Here is a 23,884-nt window from a genome sequence, read left to right on the forward strand (position 1 = left end):
AGTTGGTTTCTTCCCTCAACCTGACAGGCATTTGGATGCTATCTTGGCAACAAAATAAAGCCGGCTATCTCCATCATACCCCCGATGTGTTATCGCAGTGTTGTCAGCGGGAAATTCGCCGGGAACAAGTAGAATTGGCTGGCGCCGTCCTTTGGCGGAGCATCAAATTCAAATATAATCAATTTATGGAATAATTTTATATTTTCCTATGCTATGAAAAAAAGAGCCGCTTCGAAAAATCGAAGCGGCTCTTTTTATGGAGAATAAAGGAATTGAATTGACGATGTCCATGTTAACAAGCTGCTGCAGCTGGCAGGAGCGCTGCCTGAAGACCGCGCTTTTTCCGCCCCGCTACAGATTCACGCTGGCATTGCGCAGGATTCTTGCCATCATTTCGGCATTGGGATACTGCCCTTCCCCATACTGATGGATAACCTCTTCGATATCAAAATCAACACGCTCGATTGAACAGCTGATTGAACCCTTAACCGCCTCGACAATGGCGTAAGAGGCTTTCTTCATCCCGTCAAACGGCAGGCCTACGCTCCCGATATTCATAAGCACCCTGCCTTTGATATAACGTATGTAAGGCTTATGAATATGAGCATATATGAAAATATCCGCATCCGCCCCCGACATTAGCTTCTCCTCCAGCAGCTCGTCCTCCCCGCCTGGAAGAACAACCTCGAACAGACTGTCCGGCGTGGCGTGGAACGCGCTGACGAAAACGCCTTCCATATCCAGATGCAGCCTGGTCGGCAGCCCGTTCAAATATCCGATATCCTGTTGATCCAGCCGTGACACCGTCCAGTCCCGCTCCGTATTCATCATGTCGATGACCTTCCCTGGAACCTCCCCTGGAAGAACGCCCCGGACGACCCACTCGTCCGCATTTCCCTTAATAACGCGGGTATGCAGCGACTGGACCAGAGCAAGAGAGCCTTTCGGATCGGGTCCGCGGTAGCACAGATCGCCAAGCACATAGATTTGATCGATGGCCTTCTTGCGGATGTCCTCCAGAACGGCCTGAAGCGCGACGGAATTGCCATGAATATCCGAAATAAATGCTGCTCTCATCAGCTCACTCCTTTATTTAAACCAACCCTTCTCCTTGAAGCGTGTGATCGCTTCGATCCGGTTGGTGACCTGCAGCTTATCCAGAATGACGGATATATAATTGCGGACGGTTCCTGTGGTAATGTCCATGTGGCTGGCGATATCCTTCGTGTTCTTGCCGTCGGCGATTAGCGCCAGCACTTCCTTCTCCCGGAGCGTCAACGGATTCTCTTCGCTGTAGCCCTCGTCCACCAGATCCGATGCATATATCCGGCGGCCTGACATAAGGCTCCGGATCGAATCGGCCAATTCCTCGCTGGGACTGTCCTTCAATAAATAGCCGTGCACATCGGCCTTGAGCGCGCGTTCAAAATAGCCGGAACGGGCAAAGGTCGTCAGAATCATCACCTTGCATCCGAAGCCCTTCAGCTCCTCGGCAGCGTCCAGCCCGCTCTTGATGGGCATCTCAATGTCCATGATACAAAGGTCAGGCTGAAGAAGCTTGACAAGCTTGACGGCTTCCTCGCCATTGTTGGCTCTCCCGACAACCTGCATATCTTCCTCAAGGTCCAGCAGGGAAGCAAGCGCGCCAAGCAGCATCCGCTGGTCCTCGGCAATTACGATTCGAATCATACCTCCGCCTCCTGTACCTGTTGTTTCAAGACGTTCGGGACGTTTATCACGAGGGTCGTACCAGCAGCTGAATGAATGTCCAGACTGCCGTTCACAAAATCAAGACGCTCTTTCATCCCCTGAAGACCGTTTCCTCTCATGCAGGTGGTGGGATCGCCTATGCCGACGCCGTTGTCCTTCACGGTGATTCTTAAGCCTGCGGGCGAAGGATCAAGCCTCACGGAACAGGCGGAAGCGCTGCTGTGTCTCACCACATTGGTTACAGCTTCCTTGAGGCACATGCTCACAACATTCTCGTTCAGCAGGGAGGTGTCAGTCAGCCTGGGATCTCCCTCCAGCGTGAACTCGATACCGGCGGCCTTGAGAATCTGCCTGATGCGGAAAATCTCATCTTCTACGGTTGTTCCGCGCATTTCCGTAACCATCTTCCTGACTTCCTTCAAGGCGCTTCTCGCCGTTACCCGGACATCGTCGATTTCGCTCTGGGCCTGAACCGGGTTCTGGCTAATTAATTTGTGAGCCAAATCGCTCTTCAAGCCGATCAGGGAAAGCTTCTGTCCCAGCGTATCATGCAGATCCCTGGCGATCCGCTGGCGTTCCTCCAGCTTCACAAGCTCGGATATCCGTTTGTTTGCATCCTCCAGCTGCTCCTGCAGCTTGTCGCTCTTGTTCCGGTTGTAAGTAGTTACCGGAAGAAGAATAACAGCGATGAGACTAATAAGCACGAAGGGCAGCTGGGTAATGATAACGGGGTTCTTCGAGACGAACCCGAAGTTGATGGTGACGATTGTGCTGGATAGATGGATGGCGTACAGCGTAATAAATCCGGCGCGATTTTTGATATTTCCGATAAAAAAAGCTAAAAATATAGCAAAATATACGTAACCGTATATTAAGCTCATGGCAATCGAGATCAAAATTTGGATGCTGATCCACACATATACCGGCCAGCCCTTTGAGATAAAGGAAAGCACGTAGCAGATAAAAAAAGCGGCGATGAGCATGCCTCCGACCATGACCTCATACGTCGAGGAAGAGCGGAATATAAAGTAATAAGGAAGAATGTAGAGAACGACCCAAACATAAGGGATGATTCCCGTGTTTTTATGAAAAATCTGATACCACTTCTGCATGGGCTTCCCCACCTTTATCTTGGCGCACGTATTAATTATAAGTTATTCTCGACCTTTACGGCAGGTTTTATTATTTTGCCGCCTTTAATGCCGCTTTTGAGTGTGCTGGCTGCGCCTGCCGCGGCGTCCGCGTGATTCAGCAAACGTCTGACTTTTTTGAAGCCGACAAATGTTTTGTTCTGCTCATCCCACAGCCGGAATTGAAGCGATTTCAAACTTGCGGCAATGGTAATGGTCGTCGCTTTCTGCAGGGGCAATGAAGCATTATGGGCCTTCTCCAGGTTATAATTCGGTACCCGGGGGCTCAGATGATGAACATGATGAAAACCGATATTTCCGGTGATCCACTGCAGAACCTTGGGTAGCTTATAATAAGAGCTGCCGTCTACTGCGGCCTTCACATAGCTCCATTCCTCTTCATTCTCGAAATACGAATCCTCAAACTGATGCTGCACATAAAACAGCCAGATGCCCATCGAACCTGAGACAAAGAAGACAAGGCCCTGGATCAGAAGAAAATCCTGCCAGCCAATAGCCCATATCAGCAGTCCGTACAAGGCGGCTATGGAAACATTGGTCACGTAAGTGTTGATACGCTCCTTGCGTTTTGCCCCTTTGCGGTTAAACCGGTATTGAATCAGGAAAACGAAGATCGGTCCTATGCCGAACATCACAATGGGATTCCGGTACAACCGATAAGCGATCCGGCGAAGCAGGGGGGCTGCCCTATATTCTTCCACAGTCAGGATCCACATATCCCCGGTTCCCCGTTTGTCGAGATTGCTGCTCGTCGCATGATGGATGGAGTGGCTCAGCTTCCACTGCTGATACGGCACCAGCGTCAGAACGCCGGTAATGGTGCCAAGAATATCATTCACCCGCTTGCTTTTAAAGAATGATCCGTGGCAGCAGTCGTGAAAAATAATAAAGGTGCGGATGACAAAACCTGATGCCGCAATGGCGATAGGCACAGTAAGCCAGTAGGATACCGAAATACTGAGGTACGCGGCAATCCAGAGCAGGACAAGCGGCGCAAGCGTGTTAATCAGCTGCTTCACGCTTGACTTTTTATCGTTTTTTTCAAATGGGGTCATATTTTCTTTCAATTGGGCTATGTTTCCGGCTTTATTCATCGCATATGCCTCCTGGGTATGATGCTCTAGTAGGATGAAATGAGCCGCTACGCTATAACTTCCTACTTTCATTATAGAGAACGCTTTCCATTTGCCACAGTCATAAACGTCACACCCGGGAGTATGACAAACGTCATCCTTTCGTACAAATCGCCCATATTTTGCTGACCCCTTGTCATTTTTCGGCAGGAGGCGTATACTAAAAGCAACAAAGTATTGTGAAATAAATCACATAGTAGTCTACATTGTGAATTTAATCACAATATTAACTATCGAGGAGGCGCTTCATATGAAGATTATTGTGATAGGCTGTACACATGCAGGAACGGCTGCCATTACCCAAATGGCCAAATTATATCCAGATGCCGAGATAGTCGTTTATGAACGCAATGATAATATTTCTTTTCTCTCATGCGGCATCGCGCTTCATGTCGGGGGCATCGTCAAGGATGCCGCTCAGCTCTTCTACGCGAATCCGGCGCAGCTGGCCGAAATGGGCGTTGCCACCCGGATGCGGCATGACGTGCTGGCGGTCGATACGACCGGCAAGAAGGTGCAGGTCAAAAATCTCGCAACCGGCGAAATCCTCTACGACCGCTACGACAAATTGGTCATGACCACCGGCTCGTGGCCGATTATTCCGAAGCTCGCCGGCATTGAGCTTGCGAATATCCTGCTGTGCAAAAACTACGCGCATTCGCAGACGATTATCCAGAAAGCGGCAGAAGCCGCCAAGATCACGGTTGTCGGCGCAGGCTATATCGGCATTGAGCTGGCTGAAGCCTTCCAGCAGCTTGGCAAGGAAGTCACGCTCATCGACAATACCGACCGCGTGCTGTTCAAATATCTGGACCGCGAGTATACGGAGCGGGTCGAGGAAGAGCTGACAAGCCGCCAGATCCGGCTGGCGCTGGGGCAGGGTGTTACCGGTTTTGCAGGCGAAGCCGGAAAAGTCACACGGGTTGTGACAACAGCCGGGGAATATGAAACCGATCTTGTCGTTCTGTGCATCGGCTTCCGCCCCAATACGGAGCTGCTCAAGGGACAGGCGAATATGCTGGACAACGACGCTCTCATCGTGGACGAATATATGCGTACCAGCTGTCCTGACGTGTTTGCGGCAGGCGACAGCTGCGCGATCCACTACAATCCGACAGGCCAGGATGCCTATATACCGCTGGCTACCAATGCCGTCCGGATGGGCGCTCTCATTGCCCGCAACCTGGTGAAGCCGACGGTCAAATATATGGGAACCCAGGGCACGTCGGGCATTAAAATCTACGATTATCATATCGCCTCGACCGGCATGACCGAACAGGCCGCCCGTTCTGCGGGGATGATTGTGAAATCTGTCACAATCAATGACAATTATCGTCCGGAATTTATGCCCACTTATGAGAAGGTGCTGCTCAAGGTCGTCTATGAAGAGACCGGAAGACGGATTCTAGGCGCCCAGATCATGTCTAAGGCGGATTTGACCCAGGCTATCAATACGCTGTCGGTGTGCATTCAGAATGAGATGACAATGGATGAACTGAGCTTCGTCGACTTCTTCTTCCAGCCGCATTACAACAAGCCGTGGAATCTGCTGAATCAGGCAGGGCTGCAGGCGATCTGAGCCGCTTGGTCAGTCAGAAGAGAGATATTATGCTGCATTCTGCATATAAGAAGATACAGCTTCGCCCTTCTACGGCGGACAATAAGTTTCTTCCTCTGGATCTTATAGCTATGGATAAAAGTGAAACTCATACATTCTATAAGGTCAAAAAGACGCCTCCAGCGCCACTGATACAGTGGTCTTGGAGGCGTCTTTGCACGCTGCCCGGATGTTACTCGCTATCTCATTTGGGATGGCTGCTTCCCGCTTCTGCTATTGCTCTAGTCCTTCTTCTGCGCGACCGGCATCATCATGCCGTTATCCATGCCCATCATGGTTACGCTGTCCGCAGACTCGTTCTCTTCCGCGAGGAACACCTCGGTCCCGAAAGCAGGCTTCGCGTAAGGCAGATGCGTCCGGCCGCGGGCCAGAATCTGCCGGTAATTGCCGGAATCGCCTTCATACCCGTCATGATCCCAGGGCACCCAGGAACGGGCGCTGCAGTAATGACAGACATACGAGCGGCGGTAGCGGTCCTCCGTCCTGTTCGGATAAGAGCGGTGAAACAGATGCGAATGGAAGAATAGAACATCCCCCGCTTCCATAGGCACCGGTATCGCTGGCGGGTATTTCGCCACGATTCTCGAGAGTGTGTTTACCTCATCATCGAGATGACTGACGTTCTGCACCGCGTTCAAATCCCCGAAAGCATCCAGGGCATGAACATTGCCGCCGCCCATTCCCTCCGGCGGATAAACCGGCTCATGATTGGAGCCAGGCACCACCCACAGGCAGCCGTTCTCCTCATCCGCCTTCTCAAGCGCGACCCATGCTCCGATCAGCGTATCCGGGTGCGTTTTGATGTAGCAGGAGTCCTGGTGCCAGCCTTGTCCGCCCCGTCCCGGCGGATTCAGAAACATCATCGATTGAACCGCATAAACATCCGGCCCGATAAGAGCCTCCGTCACATCCAGGATTCTTGGATTAAGCAGCCCTTGCTCGGCCACGGCATCCAGCCTGGAGAGCATATGAACGCGCGTCAGGTTGGTGAATTCCTCCTTCAGCGGATCCTTGCTGTCCGGATCGGGAGCCTTGATTTTCTCCTTGCTGTCCAATCGCGTTTGCTCTGCCAATTGATAGAGCCTGCCGATGTCTTCTTTTGATACGAGACCCTTAACGACGACATATCCTTCGCGATGGTAATGCTTATATTCATCCACGCTTACCAAATAACGATCGTTTCGCTGGCGCGACTTCGGTGTGTAAAATTTGCCCATTGCCGTATCCCTCCACATCAGCTGCCTTCACTATCATTGTGCATCATGGAAGACAGCGTTCTCAATGGAGCAATCCGGCAAAACGATGTATTTATTTGATATGGTTATTGACCACAATATGACGGTTCACCGTATATGGCGCTTCCGTACCGGCAGACTCGGCCATATGGCGGAAAATCGGGTTCCGGCATTGTTGAATGTAGTCGGAAGCCGAGATTCCGCGTAGCTTTTTGTAGGTTTTGGAGAAATGATGCTCGTCGCCGAAGCCCACTTCATAGGAAATTTGCTTGACCGACCACTGGCCGTTCAGCATCAGCTGCTCCGCCCGCTTCAGGCGGTGCTCCAGCAGTGCCCGCTTGGGCGTCATACCGACGCTTGCCCGGAACATCCGGGTAAAATGCTCATGCGACCAGCCCGTTTGGCGGGCGATATCTTCAATCGCCAACGCCTCGTCAAGATGCTCCTCCATATACGCGATGGCCCGCGTGATCTGGATGGGCACCTGAAGCAGGGTATCCTCGGGCGGCTGGTCCGCCGATGCGCTCAGCTCCTCAAGCGCCGCCGCGAGCAGAACGGACAGCCGCCTTTTCCAATGAAGGGACTGCTTGCCCGAAATGCGGAGCATTTGCCTGATCAGGTCGGGAATGAGGCTGTTCGGGCGGACCGGATGCACGGCACGGTCATGCAGGAGCGAAATCAGCCGGTTATCCGTCTGGCGAAGCACCTCGTAATCAAAATGCACGAACAGATGGCGCACATTCTTCTCCTTGTCAAAGCAGTAGCGGTGACGTTCATCCGGGCGCGTAAAAACAAAGCACGGATCATTCAGTATATGCGGCTTGCCCTCAAGCTCGTAGACGGTGTCCGTGCCCACGGGAAAATAAACCAGTTCATAATCCTCGATGGTCCGCGCATCCAGAACAAAACCGGCTTTAATGACGATATCCCCGACACTATGAACGATCGGCCATCCGTCCTCTGGTGCGGCCATACCCTGTCCACTCCTTTTCCGGTGAAATGCCCTTAAACGGGCGGGTTTATGGCCATTATACCGCTTTTGGGCGCTCGCTGCTCGGGCGAACCGGCGGCTTCTAACGTTCTGACCGTTCATCCATGTGGGCATACGGGGGCTGCGCCTTGATGAAGCCAGCTATCGCAGTATGTTTATATCCCTGCTCATGCATTGGCTCCCATTTGATACTCCAGCAGCTTACCGAACATACCTCCCGTTTCCTTGGAGAGCTCATGAAATCCTCCATGCTGAATAATCCGCCCATGGTCCAATACAATTACCTGATCCGCATTGCGGATGGTCGATAAGCGGTGGGCAATGACGATAATCGTCATATGGCCACTAAGCCGCTCCAGCGCTTCTTGAATCCTCGATTCATTCCCGCTGTCGAGCGCACTGGTCGCCTCATCCAAAACAAGGATCGACGGCTTCCGCAAAATTGCCCGCGCCAGAACGATCCTCTGCCGTTCACCGCCTGAAAGCCTGACTCCCCTGTCTCCCAGAACGGTATCCAGTCCTCCCGGAAGTTCCCGGATAAATTCATCAGAGGCCGAGAATCTTAGAGCCTCCCACATTTGCTCTTCACTTGCATCCGGCGCCGCAATGGACAGATTTTCCCGGATGCTGGCGTGGAATAGAAAAGGATCCTGCGAGACATAACTGGCTGATCTCCTAAGGGCAAAAACGGCATCGCCGACAAGCGGGCTCCCATCCACAAGGACTTCGCCCTTATCCGGCTCAATAAGGCCGATCAGCGTATCAATCAGTGTACTTTTTCCGGCGCCGGATCTTCCGACGATTGCTGTCATGCGGTTTGCCGGTATCCGAAGATTGATGTCCTGTAGAGCATATGCCGAATGGTGCTTAACATAACGATAATAGACATGACGGCATTCAATGCTGTGCCGGATGCTTATGGAATGTTCGCAGCTTGCATTTTCATGCAGTTCCCGCTCTTTATCCGCTTCACAATCCTTCTGTAGCTCAAGCAGGCTGTTGAATGCGGGAATCGTCTGGGCAATCTGCTCCCAGCTGGACTGCAGCATGGAGAACTTCGGCCATAAGCGGGAGAAAATAATGACAATCAGGAGGAGCTGCTCGGCCCGTATGCGGAACACTTCGAAGGCTACGAAAACAAATAACGCGATTAGAATAACGGATGCTATCTTGTAGTAATACTGGGAGGTGGACTGCAGTCTCGCAAACTGTACGAAATTATGCTCCATCCGGTAACACAGCGCGCGAAACCAGGTCAGATGCTGTCCCTCCATCATGTTACTTTTAATATCTTTTATCCCATTGAAATGGTCGGTTATCCCTGCCGTATAGCTTTGTGACAGTTCAGTTGTCCGATCCCCGATTATTTTCGATTGTTGAATAAACCTGCGCGAGTAAACTGCCAGCGCTATGCCGCAAATCAAGACGAATAGCGTAAGCTTCGCCGACAGCCAGAACGCAAAGCCGATCTGGACAAGCATGAAAAGCAGCGTTGTCGATAATCGCAGGGACAGATAAGTTCCCTGACTGACGCGAGTCAGCTCGGAAGTCATGATATGATTGAAATCGGACCTTCTTTTTTTCAGAAAAAAAGACCATTTTGTCTGAATTAAGGCCTGATACATTTCCAATCTCAAGTAGCGGATAAACCCCTGTTGAATTTCCAAATTCAGATTGGTTTGGCTGCGCTGCAGATGCGCTTGACCGATTAGAAGCACAATGAATGCTGCAAGGACAACAGGCAGTTTCAGTCCCTCCGGCAATCCCTTCAAGGGATCGGCCAATATGGAAATGAACGGCACTCCTGCCGTATTGATATCGTATAGGCCAATGAGGCTAAGCATAGGGGCTAACAGGAAGACTCCAACCCCCTCCAGCAAGCTTATCACCGTCATACCGATTAAGTTGAGATAAAGCTTAAAGCCTGCAAAAGCTTGCAGTTTTTTGATGTATAAAAGTATTTGCGTCACCTTGAATTCCCCTTAACTTAATAAGCTGACCGGAAGAAGACAGACTTACAGATTTTCCGGGCTGAGGTCCCTCAAAATTCTTTCATTAGGATAACGCTATCGTCCGTGAAAGAAGAGAAGCCCTTATACATCTATATTGCATAAGGGCTTCCCGGAAAAAAACTATGAAACTGGAGGATGTCCCGGCTGTTCGCCAGGAGTATGTTCATTCGCGTCATTTCCTTTAAAGTCAATCCAGGTTCCTTTTCCTGCCATCGTCATATTGACGTCAAGCATTTCAAGCGTAGGTGCTTGCCATACTGTCTTTTCCATTGATATCACCTCCTTTCGTAGCACAAATCATCAAAAATGATTCATGAACCGGTAGGCAATCAAGCTGCGCATTAAAAATCTGGCATGTGGATCATAGGCATGCTCCGGTCTTGGCGAATTTCCGATTTGGAGCAGAGAATCTTTGATTTGATGAACATTTAAATAATGCGAAGCGGCTGAGTCTTGGCAGAGCTTATGAACTTCCTCTATAAAAGTGCCCCATGAAGGAATCATGCGGTGGACCCAATCCGCACCCTGCACCCCTCGAATGCGCTGATTCAACCGGATTTTATCGGGTAGATATCTTTCCGTTGCCCTCCGAATAAGCGACCGGTCGAATCCGTTCTGGACATACTGCTCAACGGGTACGGATAAGCAAAATCGAACGACTCGCGGATCGCTGGTCGGATCCCTTTCCCATATGCCGTAACGCAGGGATAATTTAGTCCCCGATGCACCCTGCATGGCCGAGTACGCCAGCTTTTTGAACTGATTTTCACGTGCCTCGAACGCATCGGCAGAAGACCTGCCAAGTCCGACATCATGATGCTTAAGCGTATCAAAAACGTTTGTTCTTCTTGCGAAATCCGGATGGATCAATAATGGAAATTCCGGTTGTTCATCCCTGTAAGCGGACCTGTTTAAAAATGGAAAGGCAGACTTTGCTATGTAAGGCAGCAACTGCTTTCTTCCTACACCGATTCTTCGGCCGTAGCCCTTGAGCTCGCTATAAAGACGGATCCACCGCATTTTCCTCAGGAGCAGGGCGTAATAAGCGACTGCGGGTCCCCATGAAATAGTGTAATTGCCCCTCGCCCCTGTTAATAGAACGCCAACGCCATGCTGCTCCGCTTTCTCGAAAATTCCTTTGATCCAAAACGAATTCTCAAAAAATTTGTAGGGCATCTCCAGAATCCCGAGCCACTCATCAATTTCTGCAAATGAATTTCTGTCCGAAAAATCCAGGTAGTTGTCCCTTATATTCCCCACATGCTGAACCGTGGCCTTAACGTAAGGGCTCTCATCCGCCACCTTGCTTCCACCCGTCCAATCAACAAAATCGGACGGCGGGACATAGCTGTAGGTATGTAATATCTTCCCTTCCTTCCTTAAGGGGGAAGCAGCAAAGCTAACGACTGCACCGGAATCCAGCCCTCCGCTTAATGTCGCGCCAATCTGACGGCGGGTCCGAAGCTTCGAGCTGACGGCTTCCTGAAAAACCTCGCGAAATGCTTCCTCGTACTCCCCGTTAGACTTTAGCTTCAATTTCTCAACATGCGAGGATAACGCCCCATATTCATACAATGTCAATTTTCCATCGGCTATTGTCATGGTATGGGCAGGAGGCAGCTGGTGGATGCCTTTATATACAGTGGAGCAGTACTCTACGGAATCCAATATAACCGGAATCGCCAGATATTCGGCAAACCACGGCTCATTAAGTTCTTTCTTCATACCGGGTAAAGCAAGCAAAGGAAAAATTGCCGTACAGAAAGCAAAATGATGCTGATCGGTATGATAATAAAGCGTTCGATTCCCTAATAAATCCCTCGCCCCGAATAGAACGCGTTCCTTCGCATCCCATATGACGAATGCAAAGTCGCCGATCAAATAATTCGGAGCTTCATTCCCCCATTTCTGGTAAGCCAGCAAAATAAGCTCGCTATCCGTAATGCGGGTTCTCCGGAATGGTTCGATACTTAATCTGCCGAACAGTTCCTCCCGATTGTCGATAATTGCATCCGCGGTGATGGCCAGCTGGTTGATTTCATCGAAATAAGGCAATCGTTCATTGACCGACTCGGGAGTAATCCACTGCGCATGGCATCCCAAAAAGGCGGATCCGCCATGCCAGACACAAACGTCATCGGCAGGGTATCTTTGCAGAGCTTGCATAAGACAACCGCTTTCCTGAATGGATACAGGCCTTCCGTTATGGTTAACAATCCCGGCTACGGCACTCATTTTTTTCCTCCATGGATGGATATGTCTTGCTGTCAAAGCTCTATCACTGTTTTAAATGATACAATTTGTATCATACGATTCGTGGATTGCCTTCATTTTTCGGGGGGTGACCTGAATTATTATTCATCTTTCCAGGTGAAAAACGAAAAGTGGTTGAGCAGGTATAGAACCCTGTTCAACCACTTTTTCATTTTAAAATACAATTTTCACTTATGAAGATCTACCGCAGCTAGCAGCCGAGTCCGCTTCCTAATGGACGTCCCTTGTCCCTGTTTACTAGCTGAAGCTGATCGTCTGCACGTTCAGATCCAGCACTGTCCAGTCGGGTACTGCAACGACCAGATCGTAGCTGCTTGGCAGATGAATAGCCTCCACCTTATCGTTCTGGGGCGAATTGGCGGCTTTATCGATCGTGAAGGCGCGCACCTCGACGGTCTTCGCGCTGCTTCGGTTGCCGATACGCACGACCGACATTTCGGGAGACAGCGTGATGTCCAGTCCTGCGGCGGGTCCTCCGCCGATTCCCTGAATCGCAAACGCCCGCACCTGATCGGCCAATTGGCGGGCAATCGTCATCGTGAATTCCTTCTCCGCCCCCGGCGTAAAACGAAGCTGCGTATAATCGGCATTCGTCGACAGCAGATCCTCCTGCCCCGCTGTCGTGGATACATCCGAGATGACAATCGACAGACCGTTGGGGAGAATGGAGTTGTAGGTATAGGTCCCCGCGCCGGTGCCGACAATTTTCCGCGAGAGCGGCACATTTTCCGGCAGCAGGTATGCTCCGGGAATCAGATAACATGGATGGCTGTCCGGAATGCCCGCATGCAGCTGCGAACCGAAGCGGCCGGTCGCAAGCCCGTTCTCGTCCGTGATCTGCAGATCGGCCGGCGAGAGCAGGAAGTCGAACACGAAGCGGGTAAGCCCGAACGGTCCGCTGAAGGGCAGATCGTGATCAGCCAGCATATACTGGCCGTTCGTCATAAGTCCCAGCGTAATGCCATCCTGACTGCGGAAGCTCACCACGCCCGGATCGGCAAAGTATTCAAATTCGAAAATGCCTCCATTACGCTTGAATTTGAGCCTGCATTGATCGGATTCCGGACGGTTGCAGTCCCATACGAACATCTCGACGCCGTCAAGGTCGTTAATCGTCGTTATTCCGTCGGCGGACAGCTGTGGCCCGGGATGTCCGTTTGGATAAACAAACTTGTAAGGCATAACGCAATGCGAGCTGCTCAGCTTGTCCGTATACCCTGCATCCCATACCTCGCCCGATGGGATAAAGAAAAGCAGCGGAGCGTTGTCGCGGTCGCAGCCGCGCAGGAACGCGGCTTCAATCTCGCGACAGGTTTTCTCCACCCGCGCCGTTCCCTCGCGGCCCTGATCATGAAAGTGGATCAGGCTTTCACGGCTGAGCAGCTTGCCGTGCACGCCGGTCAGCTGCTCCTGCAGCTCTGCTTTTGTCAAAGTCGGCGTATCCGTACGTCCCTGCCAGAAATTATCCGCGACGATGCTTGCCAGTGAAGTGCAGTAGCCGGTAGCCAGTCCGCCGTTGGCCGTCCCCTTGAGGAAATAATGATAGAAGCCGTAGAAGGCCGCTGTCAGGATCGGGTGGCCAAATACCGGGTCCAGCTGCTCATGCCAGATTTCCGCTGCCCCGAAGGTATCCTGGTACGTCCCCCAATCCGGGACGCCATCCGTGAAGTTGCCGAATTTTAAATTATGGACGCCGTATTTGAACGGAATTTCCAGTACCCTGGCTACCGATGCGGATCGGCCGTTGCTGACCAGACCATCGGGGTTGCGCACCTGAAGCGATACATTGCCCCCTGCGCTGCCCGTCCCGCCGGTTCCCGGCATAACAAAGGTGAGCTGGGTCCGGCCAAGCACATCCGCGGGTGCCGCAGCACCATTAACAAGCACCGAGGCTCCCGGCAGGAAAGCGCGTCCTGCAAGCGCGATGGTCGAGCCCGGTATCAGCGCTGCCACGAAGGTATCCAACTGCGGCTTGACCCGCATCGTGATCCGGTTGCTCTCTGTTGCGTCCTCGCGGCGCACGTATACGGTCTTCTCTCCTCCTGCCGCATCCAGCGGAATCGTGACGGACAAGCTTTCATCCGCATTAACTGCCGGCACAAGCACGGTCCCTCCGAATACGACGCGGTCGTGGCTGGTGAAATGGCTTCCGCGAAGCGTCAGACTATCCCCCGGGAACGCCTGGGTCGGTGTGATTTCCGACAGCCAAGGGCGTTCCAGCAGGTCCTCCCAGGCATCATCGGAAAACTCAAAAAATTGGATGCTTCCATCAAGGCCCTCGTAGGCGGCATCCATACCCGGATTGCCGCGCTGCCCCTGTGCCCCGCTTCTTCCATCCCGCGCATCCTTACAGGTTTCGCCCACGCCGCTTCTGCCTCCGAAGCCCGGAAAACCGCCTTCGGCGCCATTGCCGCCGCGTCCGCGCTGGCCGCCCTGATTCTTGATCTTGAAAGCGCGGCTGGTCACCGTCGATACCAGCGTTCCGTCCAATACGCCGATCGTAATATTGCCGCCTGCTCCCCCGTTGCCGCCGCGGCCTCCGCGCCCGCCGGCACCGCCGTCGCCGCCTTCACCGCCATCGCCCGGATCCTCCCAGCAATGCCAGCCGAATGCCCACCACCGGTCGCCCGCCTCCCCGTCAGCGCCGTCGCCGCCTCTGCCGCCGCGCTGGCCAAGCCCGCCCTTGCGGCCGTCTTCTCCATTCAAATCGAGATTGGGCATAGCGCTCATATCGCGCACCCACATTTCCAGATTGGGGGCCACCGCCCCCTTCGCCCCATCAATACCCGGTTCACCGGAGCGCCCGTCATCGCCGTTAAGACCATCCCGGGAATCCGGCTTGGTATGAACACCGGACCAGCCCCGGCCGTTCAGATCGGGATTATCCAGCCTTGGAGGGGTTTCACCGCCCGGTCTGCGCCAGGTGATCCTGGCTTGATCACCGCAGATGATTTTCTCGGCGATGATATAGAAGGTCGATACGTTGGGCTCCACCACAAGCTCCGTTTCCGTCAGATCCAGCGTATGGGCGATAATAACGGCGCTGGATACGGGAATAGTCTTCAGGCTGAACAACTGCGCCCCCTTCTCTGAAAGGGACGGCCAGTCCGCCGGCTTGGGAAGCTCCAGCTTGTCGATGATCGCCACATCATTCAGCTGAATGGCGTTGCGGTTAACAGTGATCAGCTCCGAGATCGACGTGTTGCGCAAGGACTGGCGGAGAACCGGACTCTCGCGCAGGACATTGGTCGGCATCAGAACTCCGCCGCGCCTCACGGCATCGAGACTTCGCGAACCGACAGCCGGAGACGTTCTGGTAACGGTCGGAATACTTATTCCTCCCGGAAAGCCAGGACGGGGAATCGTCGATATTGGAGGCGTGTTCTGCGACGGCGGCAGCCATCTCCTGAGAGTGGATGTGCTGTTGCGGTTCACCAGATACTTCGCCAGACTATCCCGCTTTGCCACAACATCTGTCACGGAGGACAGCTGCAGCGCAATTTTGGGCCAGTCAATGACGGCAGCCGATGTCTTGCGCGGGGCAATCAGAATTTTGCCAGGCGTCATAACTGTCTTGGCCGTGAACTTCAGGGTTCCCAGATCCGTCAGCTTCTCGACACCGGCCGCATTCATCAGATCCTTCACCGGCTGTAGGCGCGCCCGGCTGATATCAGGCTGCAGAATAACCTTGATGTTGGGATTGCCGATCACCTGCCTCACGGATTGCTCGATGCCCGCTGCCTGCTGCTGCTTCAGCGTCGCGAAATTGGCGCTCACCGCACCGCTGCGGATAACCGTTTGGCCGATTCTTCCCGTGAACGCGCTGCTGTGGCCGTCAATGCCCGCCCCCAGCTTGAAGCCAAGCTGTCCGACATTTTGAATAGGGCTCGAAGCCGCTTTGGATCCCACAACCTGATTATTAATATGAAGCTCCATGATACCGGAATCATCCCTGGTAAACCGGACCCCGGCTGCTTCGCCCGCCTTGATCAGCGCGCTGCCGCTGTCCAGCGTCTCCCAGCCCGCGGAGGTGTGAACAGCGCCAACGAGCCTGCCGCCTGCCTCGAGATACAGGGCTACCGAAGGACTTTGCGCCTCCATAATGGTCTGCCTGCCGCCGTCCACCCCATCGGGAGCGATGGTTGCTTCGAGTGTAAAGGACTGCAGCGACTCCAACGCCTTATTGCCCGCCAGTTCGATGTAGCCTTTGTCCAGATGGAAGCCCATGTCGCCGTCAAGGACCTTCGCATTGACGGTCTGCGCAATGGAGATTCCTTTTATTGAACCGTCAAAAGCCCCTTCGCTGTCGCTTTTCAATAAGAATAAAGTGGTTCCCTTTTCCATTCTCATACCTCCTCTTGGATTTACCTTGCGTGATTCCATTCGTAAATTCGAACAGCCACAATTCTTATATCCGCGAAGCTGCCAAGATGAAGGCATATATGACGTCAGCCCTGCGCTCTGACCGGGAACCTTAAATCCCGGAAAATCAGACAAATCCGGTGTGATTCAACCGTTTTCATTTTATTCGACTAGTTAAATATTCCAGATTGCAAAATTCGCAGCAAGCGCCTAAAGACCGAGTAGGATATCCATTCAATCGACCTACTCTGTACGCTGCCAAGTCTGCTTTTCCCGATTGTTTGAACCCGCAGTCCCCGGTTGTTTGCCGAAAACGGCAGGGTGCGACAGGGTTCGATGTATTTTGAAATCAGCAGGTCAATTAAAGAAGTTGCGGAGAACAAATCGTAATATACTCCTTGCCAACATGCGGGCGATCCTCCTGTTTCCATTGCTTATACTGCGGTTCACGTATAATCTATCGAGCAGAAATAAAGGGCGCCCAATTGGATGCCCTTAGTTAATTGAGGTGAATATTCACAAGGCTTTTGAAGGCGGTTCAAGAAGATTGCCCAACAGAGAGTGATGCAGTCCTAAATTATTTCTGTACGACACAAAACCTGTTACCATCAGGATCAGCTAAAACGATATAGTCTGCGCCTTCCGGATAGTTCCAATTAACAGGGGAAGCGCCGAGGGCAAGCAACCGTTCCACTTCTGCTTGTTGATCGGCGGCGTAGAGATCCAGATGATGGCGCTGGTGGCTCTTAGCTTCCGACGATACTTGCGTAATGGCCATCCGGGTACCCGTTCCCTCTTTTGGGATCAAAATCGCCCAATCCGTGGAAGGCTCGCGTAAAGGTTGATAATCCAGTGCCTCCATCCAGAATCGAACAGCGCGAGGAACATCCAAGACCCCCCACACAATGGAACCAATTCTCAGCATTACTATCACCTCTTATCTGTTTTTCCTGAATCAGGACAACGATACCATGGCTATCACACTTGAACCGGTGTGCAAAATTCTGTCGCAGTTCATGCAATCCGTCTTATAAAAGAAAGCCGACCCCCATTTAATTAGGATCGGCTGTAACGCTTAATTAAACGTTGTTGACAGATTAAGACCTGCCTGCATTCTTCTTTCAGTACAGTTATTTAAAAGCCGAATACGGAATAACAAACTCCGGCATTCCATCAGCAAATGCTGTGTATTCATATTGCGTGAAGTAAATAACAACCCCATTGCGGTTGAGGAAATAATCGCGATTCGCCTCTATGGTCTTAAAAGGAGCAATCAACGATAAGTTCCGGCTTTTAATTTGCTCTTTAATCTCATTGTTAATGACGGATACATAATTTGCATTCTTTTCAATGACATCCTTCAATGAGAGCAGATCGCCCGTTGCCAGATCGAATGTATAAGGCACGCGTGCAGTAATCCCGTGTGCTCCCCCCGAATAGATATAATAATCCACGTAAAGGCTCAGTCTGCCCTTCTCATTATACGTAACGGTATACCGGCCGTCGAGGCTTGGCTGCCGAACCTCAGCCTTGGGATCACCGGCCAGGATTTCATTGTTTCCTTTTACAACCGGGTCCATTTCCTTCGATCCAGCCGCAACATGCTTGTCGGCCTCCTGCTTCAAAAATGCATTAATTTTCTGTTGGACCTCCACATTGCTATAACCCGAGATCACAGGATAGTAAACCGATAATGACTTGCCATCTCCATCCGCACCGATAACTTCAGATTGAATTTGCAGATCATTCTCTTGAATGGCATGAATTCCAATTAGCTTTGTGCTTTGCTCATAGGCAATATCATAACCCATACGCTCCAGCAGAAAGCGAAGCGGCAGGTAAGTCGTATTATCCTGAACAATCACTTGAGGTCCGGCAATCAGTTGGTTGTTCAATGTGATGGCATTGTTTTTCAGATTAATCTCCAGCAGCCGGTCATGACCTGAAATTTTAGCTATCTGGGTATTCTTATCAAAATTTGTGACCAGCCCCAAGGCCGTATTAAAATTCCGCAGCGCAATGTAGGTCGAACCCTCTTTATTGATCGTACCGATGCTCGTTTTAGCTCCTTCTATGTTAAACGGCTGTGCTGTGATCTTGAATTTCGAACTGGAAGCTGCGGCAGACGCATGATCAGCAATTGACAGTGCTGCTGGAGATGCGAGAAATGCTGCTGCAAGAGTCAGGGCAAGCAGCTTTTTTTTCTTATTATTTCTTTTCAATTGTCAACAATCCCTTCATGTGTCGGGCAATCGCCCACCTGTAAGTCAAATAAATGCGTCATCCAATAAACGGTGTTGATTCAAGAAAGGTTGCAAACGTAAAGCAAAAAAACGGGAGGCTGATCAGCTTCCCGTTTTTTATACTTTCGCAAACTATTTGTTCCCGCTCATAATTTGATCCATGAACTCCAATCCCTTGAACTGCCCCATGGCGAGCGGACCCACGATTTCCGTGTCCACGATGAACATCTTCTTATTCTTCACCGCGGCCAGACTGTTCCACACCGCATTCTTCGCAAGCTCGTCGGCAGTCAGCTCTGCGGCATTGGTAAAGTCCTGGCCGAGAAAGATATAATCGGGATTCCATTTGCTGAGGCCCTCCAGGCTAATCTCCCCGTAATCCTCCATATCGTCAAACTCCTTGAAGCCAAGCTGTTTATAATAGGGCTCCATTCTGGGGCCGCTGTAATAATAGAAGCCTTTGCCCCAGGTCATCATAAACACAGCCGTCTTCCCCTTCTCCCCTAACTGCTCCATCCTTGCCGCGACCTCATCCAGCTTCTTATGGTACGAATCGATATACTGCTGCGCCGCTTCTTCTTCGCCGATCACTTCTGCCACCTTCGTGATTGTATCCTCCCATTTCTCCGAAACGGGAATCACAATCGTCGGAGCGATTTTGACAAGCTTGTCATAAATCGCCTCTTCATAATCCGAGGTGATGATGACATCCGGATTCAGAGCCATTATCTTCTCGAGATTCGCTTCGTCCCCCAGATCGGCGATTCGTCCGTCGCTTACGAACGGCTTGTACACCGGGAAATTCTGAAGCGATTTGAGCCCCGCCACACCCGTGACAGCATCGGCTTGTCCGATGGCGAATAGATGCTCGGCGTAAGGGAAATAGGTCACGGCAATGGTTTCAGGCTTTGACTCCAGCGCCACTTCTCCCTTGGCATCCTTGATGACCTTGGGGAATTCCGCAGCCTGCTGCGCCGGCTCTGCCGCCGGACCGTCATTGGCTTTGTCGGCATTCGGAGCACCGCACCCCGCTATTGTGATTAGCACTGCTCCAAGCAGCCAAGCTGCCCGGAACCGGAACCTGCTTTTCTTCTGTAATCCTGACATGATATCTGTTCCTCCACCCTTATCGTCTGTCCAGCCTCAAGCCTTAAGCTTGCAATATTATGATAATGATATTCATTATCAATGTAAATTATAAGCATAAACAGGCAGGAGGGGAATAGACAATTACTCAAGTAAATGTGGATTATTACCCAGACCGGCCCGGAAGGCTCTCGGCGAGCTGCCGGTATGCTTCTTGAACAGACGGCTGAAATAGTGCGGGTCACTGTACCCGATGCTCTCCGCGATCGAGCTTATGCTGCAATTGCTTTGCGCCAGAAGCTGCCTGGCTCTTTTCATCCGGTGCTGAATCAGATAATCGATGGGAAACATCCCGCTGTATTTATTGAATAAATAGGAGAACTGCTTGACCTCCAGCCCTTCCAGCTGCGCCAGGCTGGCTAAGGTTATCGGCTCCCTGTAACGGTTATGTATATAGTCGATCGCATGCCTGATCAGCTCTTCACTCTCGCGGTTCTGCTGATTGCGCGCTGCCGTTAATGATTCATAGAGCAGACTGTAAAATAATTCTTTGATTCGAACGGCCGACATATGGCCGGGGACGCCATATACTTCGTGCAGCAGCTGAAGCAGCTGAGCAATGATCGCATTCTCGCCGGTATCAAGCGAATAATGGGTGTCCGCATAGCGCTGCCTTTCAGCTTCCGCTTCACGGGCAAGTGTGTAATGGATCAGGCAGTACTCCAGACCGGGCTCGTCAATGACAAGCGAGAGCTCCATATTCCTCGCCCCATGTACGATCTTTCCAGGAAACAGCTCATAGGCCTCCCTTCCTTCAAAGATGAAGGTCCCTCTTCCCCGCAGCGCAAATACAAAACCGGAAAAGGGCGTCGGGTATTCACGGGTATGGGCAGGATAGGAGCCTGACGGTAAAAATACTCGATAAACACCGTCTACGGACAGCTGTCCTCCGGCGATTTGGCCCGCCAGTTCATTCAAATCCACTTCCATTGCGGCCAGCAGCCTCCTTTCCTGTTCTCATGCCTTTGGCATTTCCTTTATTTTTTGTTGTCGGAAGAATCGCTTACAAGCGAGTCATACAGCATAAGCAACTCCTTGGACGGGCGAATGCCAAGCTCCCTGTTGAGCAGCTTTACGTAATCGGTATACTGGGCGGTCAAGCCTTTTTTGTTTCCTTCCTGTCCGTGTATCTTCATAAGCAGACTTACGACCGATTCGTCCAGCGGATTGCGGGCATGCAGCTTAAGCAGCAGCTTCGAAGCGGCAGTCCTGTTCCGCTGGGATATTAACAACCCGGAGAGCCTTTTTACGAAGGAGGCATACAGCTCGGCAAGGCGCTCCGTCTCGTATATCGCCCATACATAGGCTTTATTGCCGAACAAGTCTCCTGTGTACAGCCTTTCGAACTGCAGCACGCTTTCCACGTCGCCCGCCTCAATGCTCCCAGGCTTTCCCACCCGCTGTTCAAACACCTCGTAGTCGATAACGGCGTTGGTTAATTCCAACGCGTAACCATCATTCTCGGAACGTACAACCTCCCGCAAACCAAGCGGCTCCAGTGACTTGCGCAGCTGATAGACAGCCGTATTCAAATATTTCTCAGCACTTTCCCTGGTCATGCCCCCGAAAATATCCCCAATCAGCCGGGTACGGGCAATCCGTTTGCCCCGATGCAGCAGCAAGTATGCGAACAACTCGGCGCTTTTGCTGGAAATCCATTTCACGCGGCCCAATTCGTTCTGTATGGAGAAGTCGCCCAGCGCCGTAATGATAATTTCACCTGTTCCCTTGTCAGCCGAATCCTCCAGCGGCGGCATACGGAAGGATTCTCTGCCCGCCAGCGCGCGGTTAACCGTCCGTTCCAGCCGCTCCTGGGAAACGGGCTTAACCAGATAATCCACCACGGACAGCTCATAGGCCATTACGGCAAATTCTTTACTCGACGTGACAAAAACGATCTGCACCCTGCCGCCCGCCTCCTCCATCCTGGAGGCAAACACCATCCCGCTTTCGCCCGGCATGGAGATGTCCACGAAAGCCAGCCCGATGTCGTTGTTGGCGCCCAGAAATGCGGTTGCGGACTGTGTATCCTTGAAAGCCCCCGCTACCTGGACTCCGGGAAACTTGACCAGCATCTTCCGCAAGATCAGATGCATCACAGGATCATCATCAATCAATATTACTTTCATCATGCGCCCAACCCCGTTTCATCGTTCTTAACCGTTCCCGTGCCGCCGGCGGAGCCAGGCAATGTGAATATAAAGGTCGTTCCTTCTCCGGGTATGCTGTCAAACTGGAGACTGCCTCCATGAATGCGGAGAAATTCGCGGGTCAGCACCAGACCGAATCTCATCTCTCCTCCTTCACTCACGAAGCCCGGACCCTTGAAGAACAGCTCTTCCTGCCGCAGCAGCCTTGACGTCTCCTCATCGATGCCCGACCCGTTGTCCCTAACGTAAACCTTAACCAGACCCTCTTCCAAAGAGGCTCCGATTTCGATCCTTCCGCCAAGTCCGGTAAATTTGATCGCATTCGACAGTAAATTCCGGAGAATAAGGTCGAGCATCTCTTTGTCGGCATTCACCGTCAATAGCTCATCCACAAGCTCCGTCAATTGAATTTGCTTCATGGCGGCCCTAGTCCCGGCAAGCGCCACGCTCTGCCGCACAACCTGCTTCAGATTCCACACCACCGGATGAAAAACGACTCTCCCGTTTTGGCTGCGGTACCAGTCAAGCAAATTATCAACAAGATGGAAGGTGCTGCTTACCTGCCTTCTGATTTCCTGGAACACTTCGGCATGCGCAATATCGGGATCCGGCGGTTCCTCGCCCAAGAGCTCGGTCAGGCTGACAAGAAGCGCGATCGGATCGCGGATATCATGGGCCACGACGGTGAACAGCTTGTCTTTGAACGTGTTCAGCTGGGACAGCTGGCGGGCATTTTCCCGCAGACGCTCCTCATTCTCCATCCACTCCGTAATATCGTTGAACATCAGCATTTTGCCAATCGGGGTCTTCCCGGTATCATAAATAAAAGACATGCTGCAAATATAATGCCTGGGCCGATTATCCCGCAGACGTCGAAACGGGAAGCGTTCATCCCCGCTGTCTGCAGCGGAAATCCACTCCAGTAGCTCCGGGGAGGCCGACAAAACGTCCTTACCGTTCGCATGATAGCCTTTTGCACGGCCGAGCTCTGGAAACACCTCTTCGGCGGCGAGATTGTAATTCACGATTTCATCCTCATAATCCATCAAGATAACGCCGTCCCGGATTGTATCGAATACTTTGGCAAACGCCAGCGGCATCAAGCGCAGCAAGTTGAACCGGTAAATGCCCCAGACGTAAACGACCCCCGAAACGGCAAATCCGAACGGCGTAAAATCAATTGTTTCTCCCTTGTTGTAAACATAGGCAAGATTAGAGAGCAAGGGGGCGGCCGCACCCAGAATAAGGACCATAATCTGTTTCCGCACAATAGGCAAAGACCGCAGATACATCGGGATAAACAGCAGCAATCCGCACACCATGATGCCATAATTGTAAAATCCGTGCACCCGATACCAGGGTCCCATAGTCATGGTGTACATGGGAACGGCTTCATCCGCCCTCGGTATGTATCCTTTATAAAAGAAATGATGCCAGTCATCGGTCAAATGGATGAGGAAGGTTGCTGAAGGGATGATAAAAAGCAATAATACGTATCGTCTCCGGAGCCGGGTTGCCGCGCCGGTAAATTGAATGACCAGCAGGAGCCAAAATGTCGCGACAAACGGTATGCCCAAATATTCGAACTGGAGGGAAAGCTTCACGTCGCGCAGGTTTGTGCTCAAAATCTCGAACGCGTAGCCAAATGAGTAACACGACGCTCCCAGCATAAGGTAAATCATCGTTCGCGCAACCTGCAGATGGCGTTTCCGGTAGGACAGAAACGACACGAACAGCATCAGCGCCGTTGCAAAAAAAAGCAATATCGACATCCATTGTCTTGTGTCCACAAAAGCCGCTCCTTACATCACTTACATGGTTAATCAACCCTGCGACGGTCCATACAGCCTATACCGCAA

General features: G+C 51.8%; 17 protein-coding genes. 1 reads left to right on the forward strand and 16 read right to left on the reverse strand.

Translation table 11 applies throughout. The features are described 5' to 3' along the window. Positions 1-351: 351 nt before the first annotated feature. The 4 genes from AC0YOB_RS27275 to desA are packed head-to-tail and all read right to left on the reverse strand — an operon-like array spanning position 352 to position 3,955. Positions 352-1,077, reverse strand: coding sequence for a metallophosphoesterase family protein (locus AC0YOB_RS27275; RefSeq protein ID WP_475795445.1), 726 nt, complete (start codon positions 1,075-1,077; stop codon positions 352-354). 12 nt (positions 1,078-1,089) lie between these two features. After that, positions 1,090-1,689 (reverse strand): response regulator, encoded by a 600-nt coding sequence (locus AC0YOB_RS27280; RefSeq protein WP_475795446.1) that lies wholly within the window; start codon positions 1,687-1,689, stop codon positions 1,090-1,092. Then, positions 1,686-2,822, reverse strand: a complete 1,137-nt coding sequence (locus AC0YOB_RS27285; protein ID WP_475795447.1) for a sensor histidine kinase — start codon at positions 2,820-2,822, stop codon at positions 1,686-1,688. The genes AC0YOB_RS27280 and AC0YOB_RS27285 overlap by 4 nt, the downstream gene beginning before the upstream one ends. Positions 2,823-2,857: 35 nt before the next feature. Next, entirely contained in the window at positions 2,858-3,955 is a 1,098-nt protein-coding gene (gene desA, locus AC0YOB_RS27290) for a Delta(5) desaturase DesA (protein ID WP_475788266.1), read from the reverse strand. A gap of 289 nt (positions 3,956-4,244) precedes the next feature. Between desA and AC0YOB_RS27295 the strand changes: the two genes are divergently transcribed. After that, positions 4,245-5,573, forward strand: a complete 1,329-nt coding sequence (locus AC0YOB_RS27295; protein WP_475795448.1) for an FAD-dependent oxidoreductase — start codon at positions 4,245-4,247, stop codon at positions 5,571-5,573. A 260-nt stretch (positions 5,574-5,833) separates the two neighbouring features. On the opposite strand, the gene AC0YOB_RS27300 is transcribed toward AC0YOB_RS27295, so the two are convergent. From AC0YOB_RS27300 to AC0YOB_RS27355, 12 genes are all read right to left on the reverse strand, one after another. Beyond that, positions 5,834-6,829, reverse strand: coding sequence for a phytanoyl-CoA dioxygenase family protein (locus AC0YOB_RS27300; protein WP_475795449.1), 996 nt, complete (start codon positions 6,827-6,829; stop codon positions 5,834-5,836). Between the two features lie 91 nt (positions 6,830-6,920). Beyond that, on the reverse strand, positions 6,921-7,820 hold the full coding sequence (locus tag AC0YOB_RS27305; protein WP_475795450.1) for a helix-turn-helix domain-containing protein: 900 nt from the start codon (positions 7,818-7,820) through the stop codon (positions 6,921-6,923). A gap of 185 nt (positions 7,821-8,005) precedes the next feature. After that, positions 8,006-9,808, reverse strand: coding sequence for an ABC transporter ATP-binding protein (locus AC0YOB_RS27310; RefSeq protein WP_475795451.1), 1,803 nt, complete (start codon positions 9,806-9,808; stop codon positions 8,006-8,008). Between the two features lie 162 nt (positions 9,809-9,970). Further along, positions 9,971-10,120, reverse strand: coding sequence for a paeninodin family lasso peptide (locus tag AC0YOB_RS27315; RefSeq protein WP_475795452.1), 150 nt, complete (start codon positions 10,118-10,120; stop codon positions 9,971-9,973). Between the two features lie 30 nt (positions 10,121-10,150). Further along, complete coding sequence (locus AC0YOB_RS27320; protein WP_475795453.1) at positions 10,151-12,085, reverse strand: asparagine synthase-related protein; 1,935 nt, start codon at positions 12,083-12,085, stop codon at positions 10,151-10,153. Positions 12,086-12,361: 276 nt separating this feature from the next. After that, on the reverse strand, positions 12,362-16,468 hold the full coding sequence (locus AC0YOB_RS27325) for an IPT/TIG domain-containing protein (protein ID WP_475795454.1): 4,107 nt from the start codon (positions 16,466-16,468) through the stop codon (positions 12,362-12,364). A gap of 595 nt (positions 16,469-17,063) precedes the next feature. Beyond that, complete coding sequence (locus AC0YOB_RS27330; RefSeq protein WP_475795455.1) at positions 17,064-17,411, reverse strand: VOC family protein; 348 nt, start codon at positions 17,409-17,411, stop codon at positions 17,064-17,066. Between the two features lie 205 nt (positions 17,412-17,616). Next, positions 17,617-18,708, reverse strand: coding sequence for a PdaC/SigV domain-containing protein (locus AC0YOB_RS27335; protein WP_475795456.1), 1,092 nt, complete (start codon positions 18,706-18,708; stop codon positions 17,617-17,619). A 153-nt stretch (positions 18,709-18,861) separates the two neighbouring features. Beyond that, entirely contained in the window at positions 18,862-19,836 is a 975-nt protein-coding gene (locus AC0YOB_RS27340; RefSeq protein ID WP_475795457.1) for an ABC transporter substrate-binding protein, read from the reverse strand. 123 nt (positions 19,837-19,959) lie between these two features. After that, the gene (locus AC0YOB_RS27345; protein WP_475795458.1) at positions 19,960-20,805 is read right to left on the reverse strand and encodes a helix-turn-helix domain-containing protein; all 846 of its coding nucleotides are present in this window, start codon (positions 20,803-20,805) and stop codon (positions 19,960-19,962) included. A gap of 47 nt (positions 20,806-20,852) precedes the next feature. Further along, complete coding sequence (locus AC0YOB_RS27350) at positions 20,853-22,007, reverse strand: response regulator (RefSeq protein ID WP_475795459.1); 1,155 nt, start codon at positions 22,005-22,007, stop codon at positions 20,853-20,855. Then, on the reverse strand, positions 22,004-23,815 hold the full coding sequence (locus tag AC0YOB_RS27355) for a sensor histidine kinase (protein WP_475795460.1): 1,812 nt from the start codon (positions 23,813-23,815) through the stop codon (positions 22,004-22,006). Before AC0YOB_RS27355 ends, AC0YOB_RS27350 begins: the two co-directional genes overlap by 4 nt. Positions 23,816-23,884 lie beyond the last annotated feature (69 nt).

Source organism: Paenibacillus sp. JT31N17, assembly GCF_056269255.1.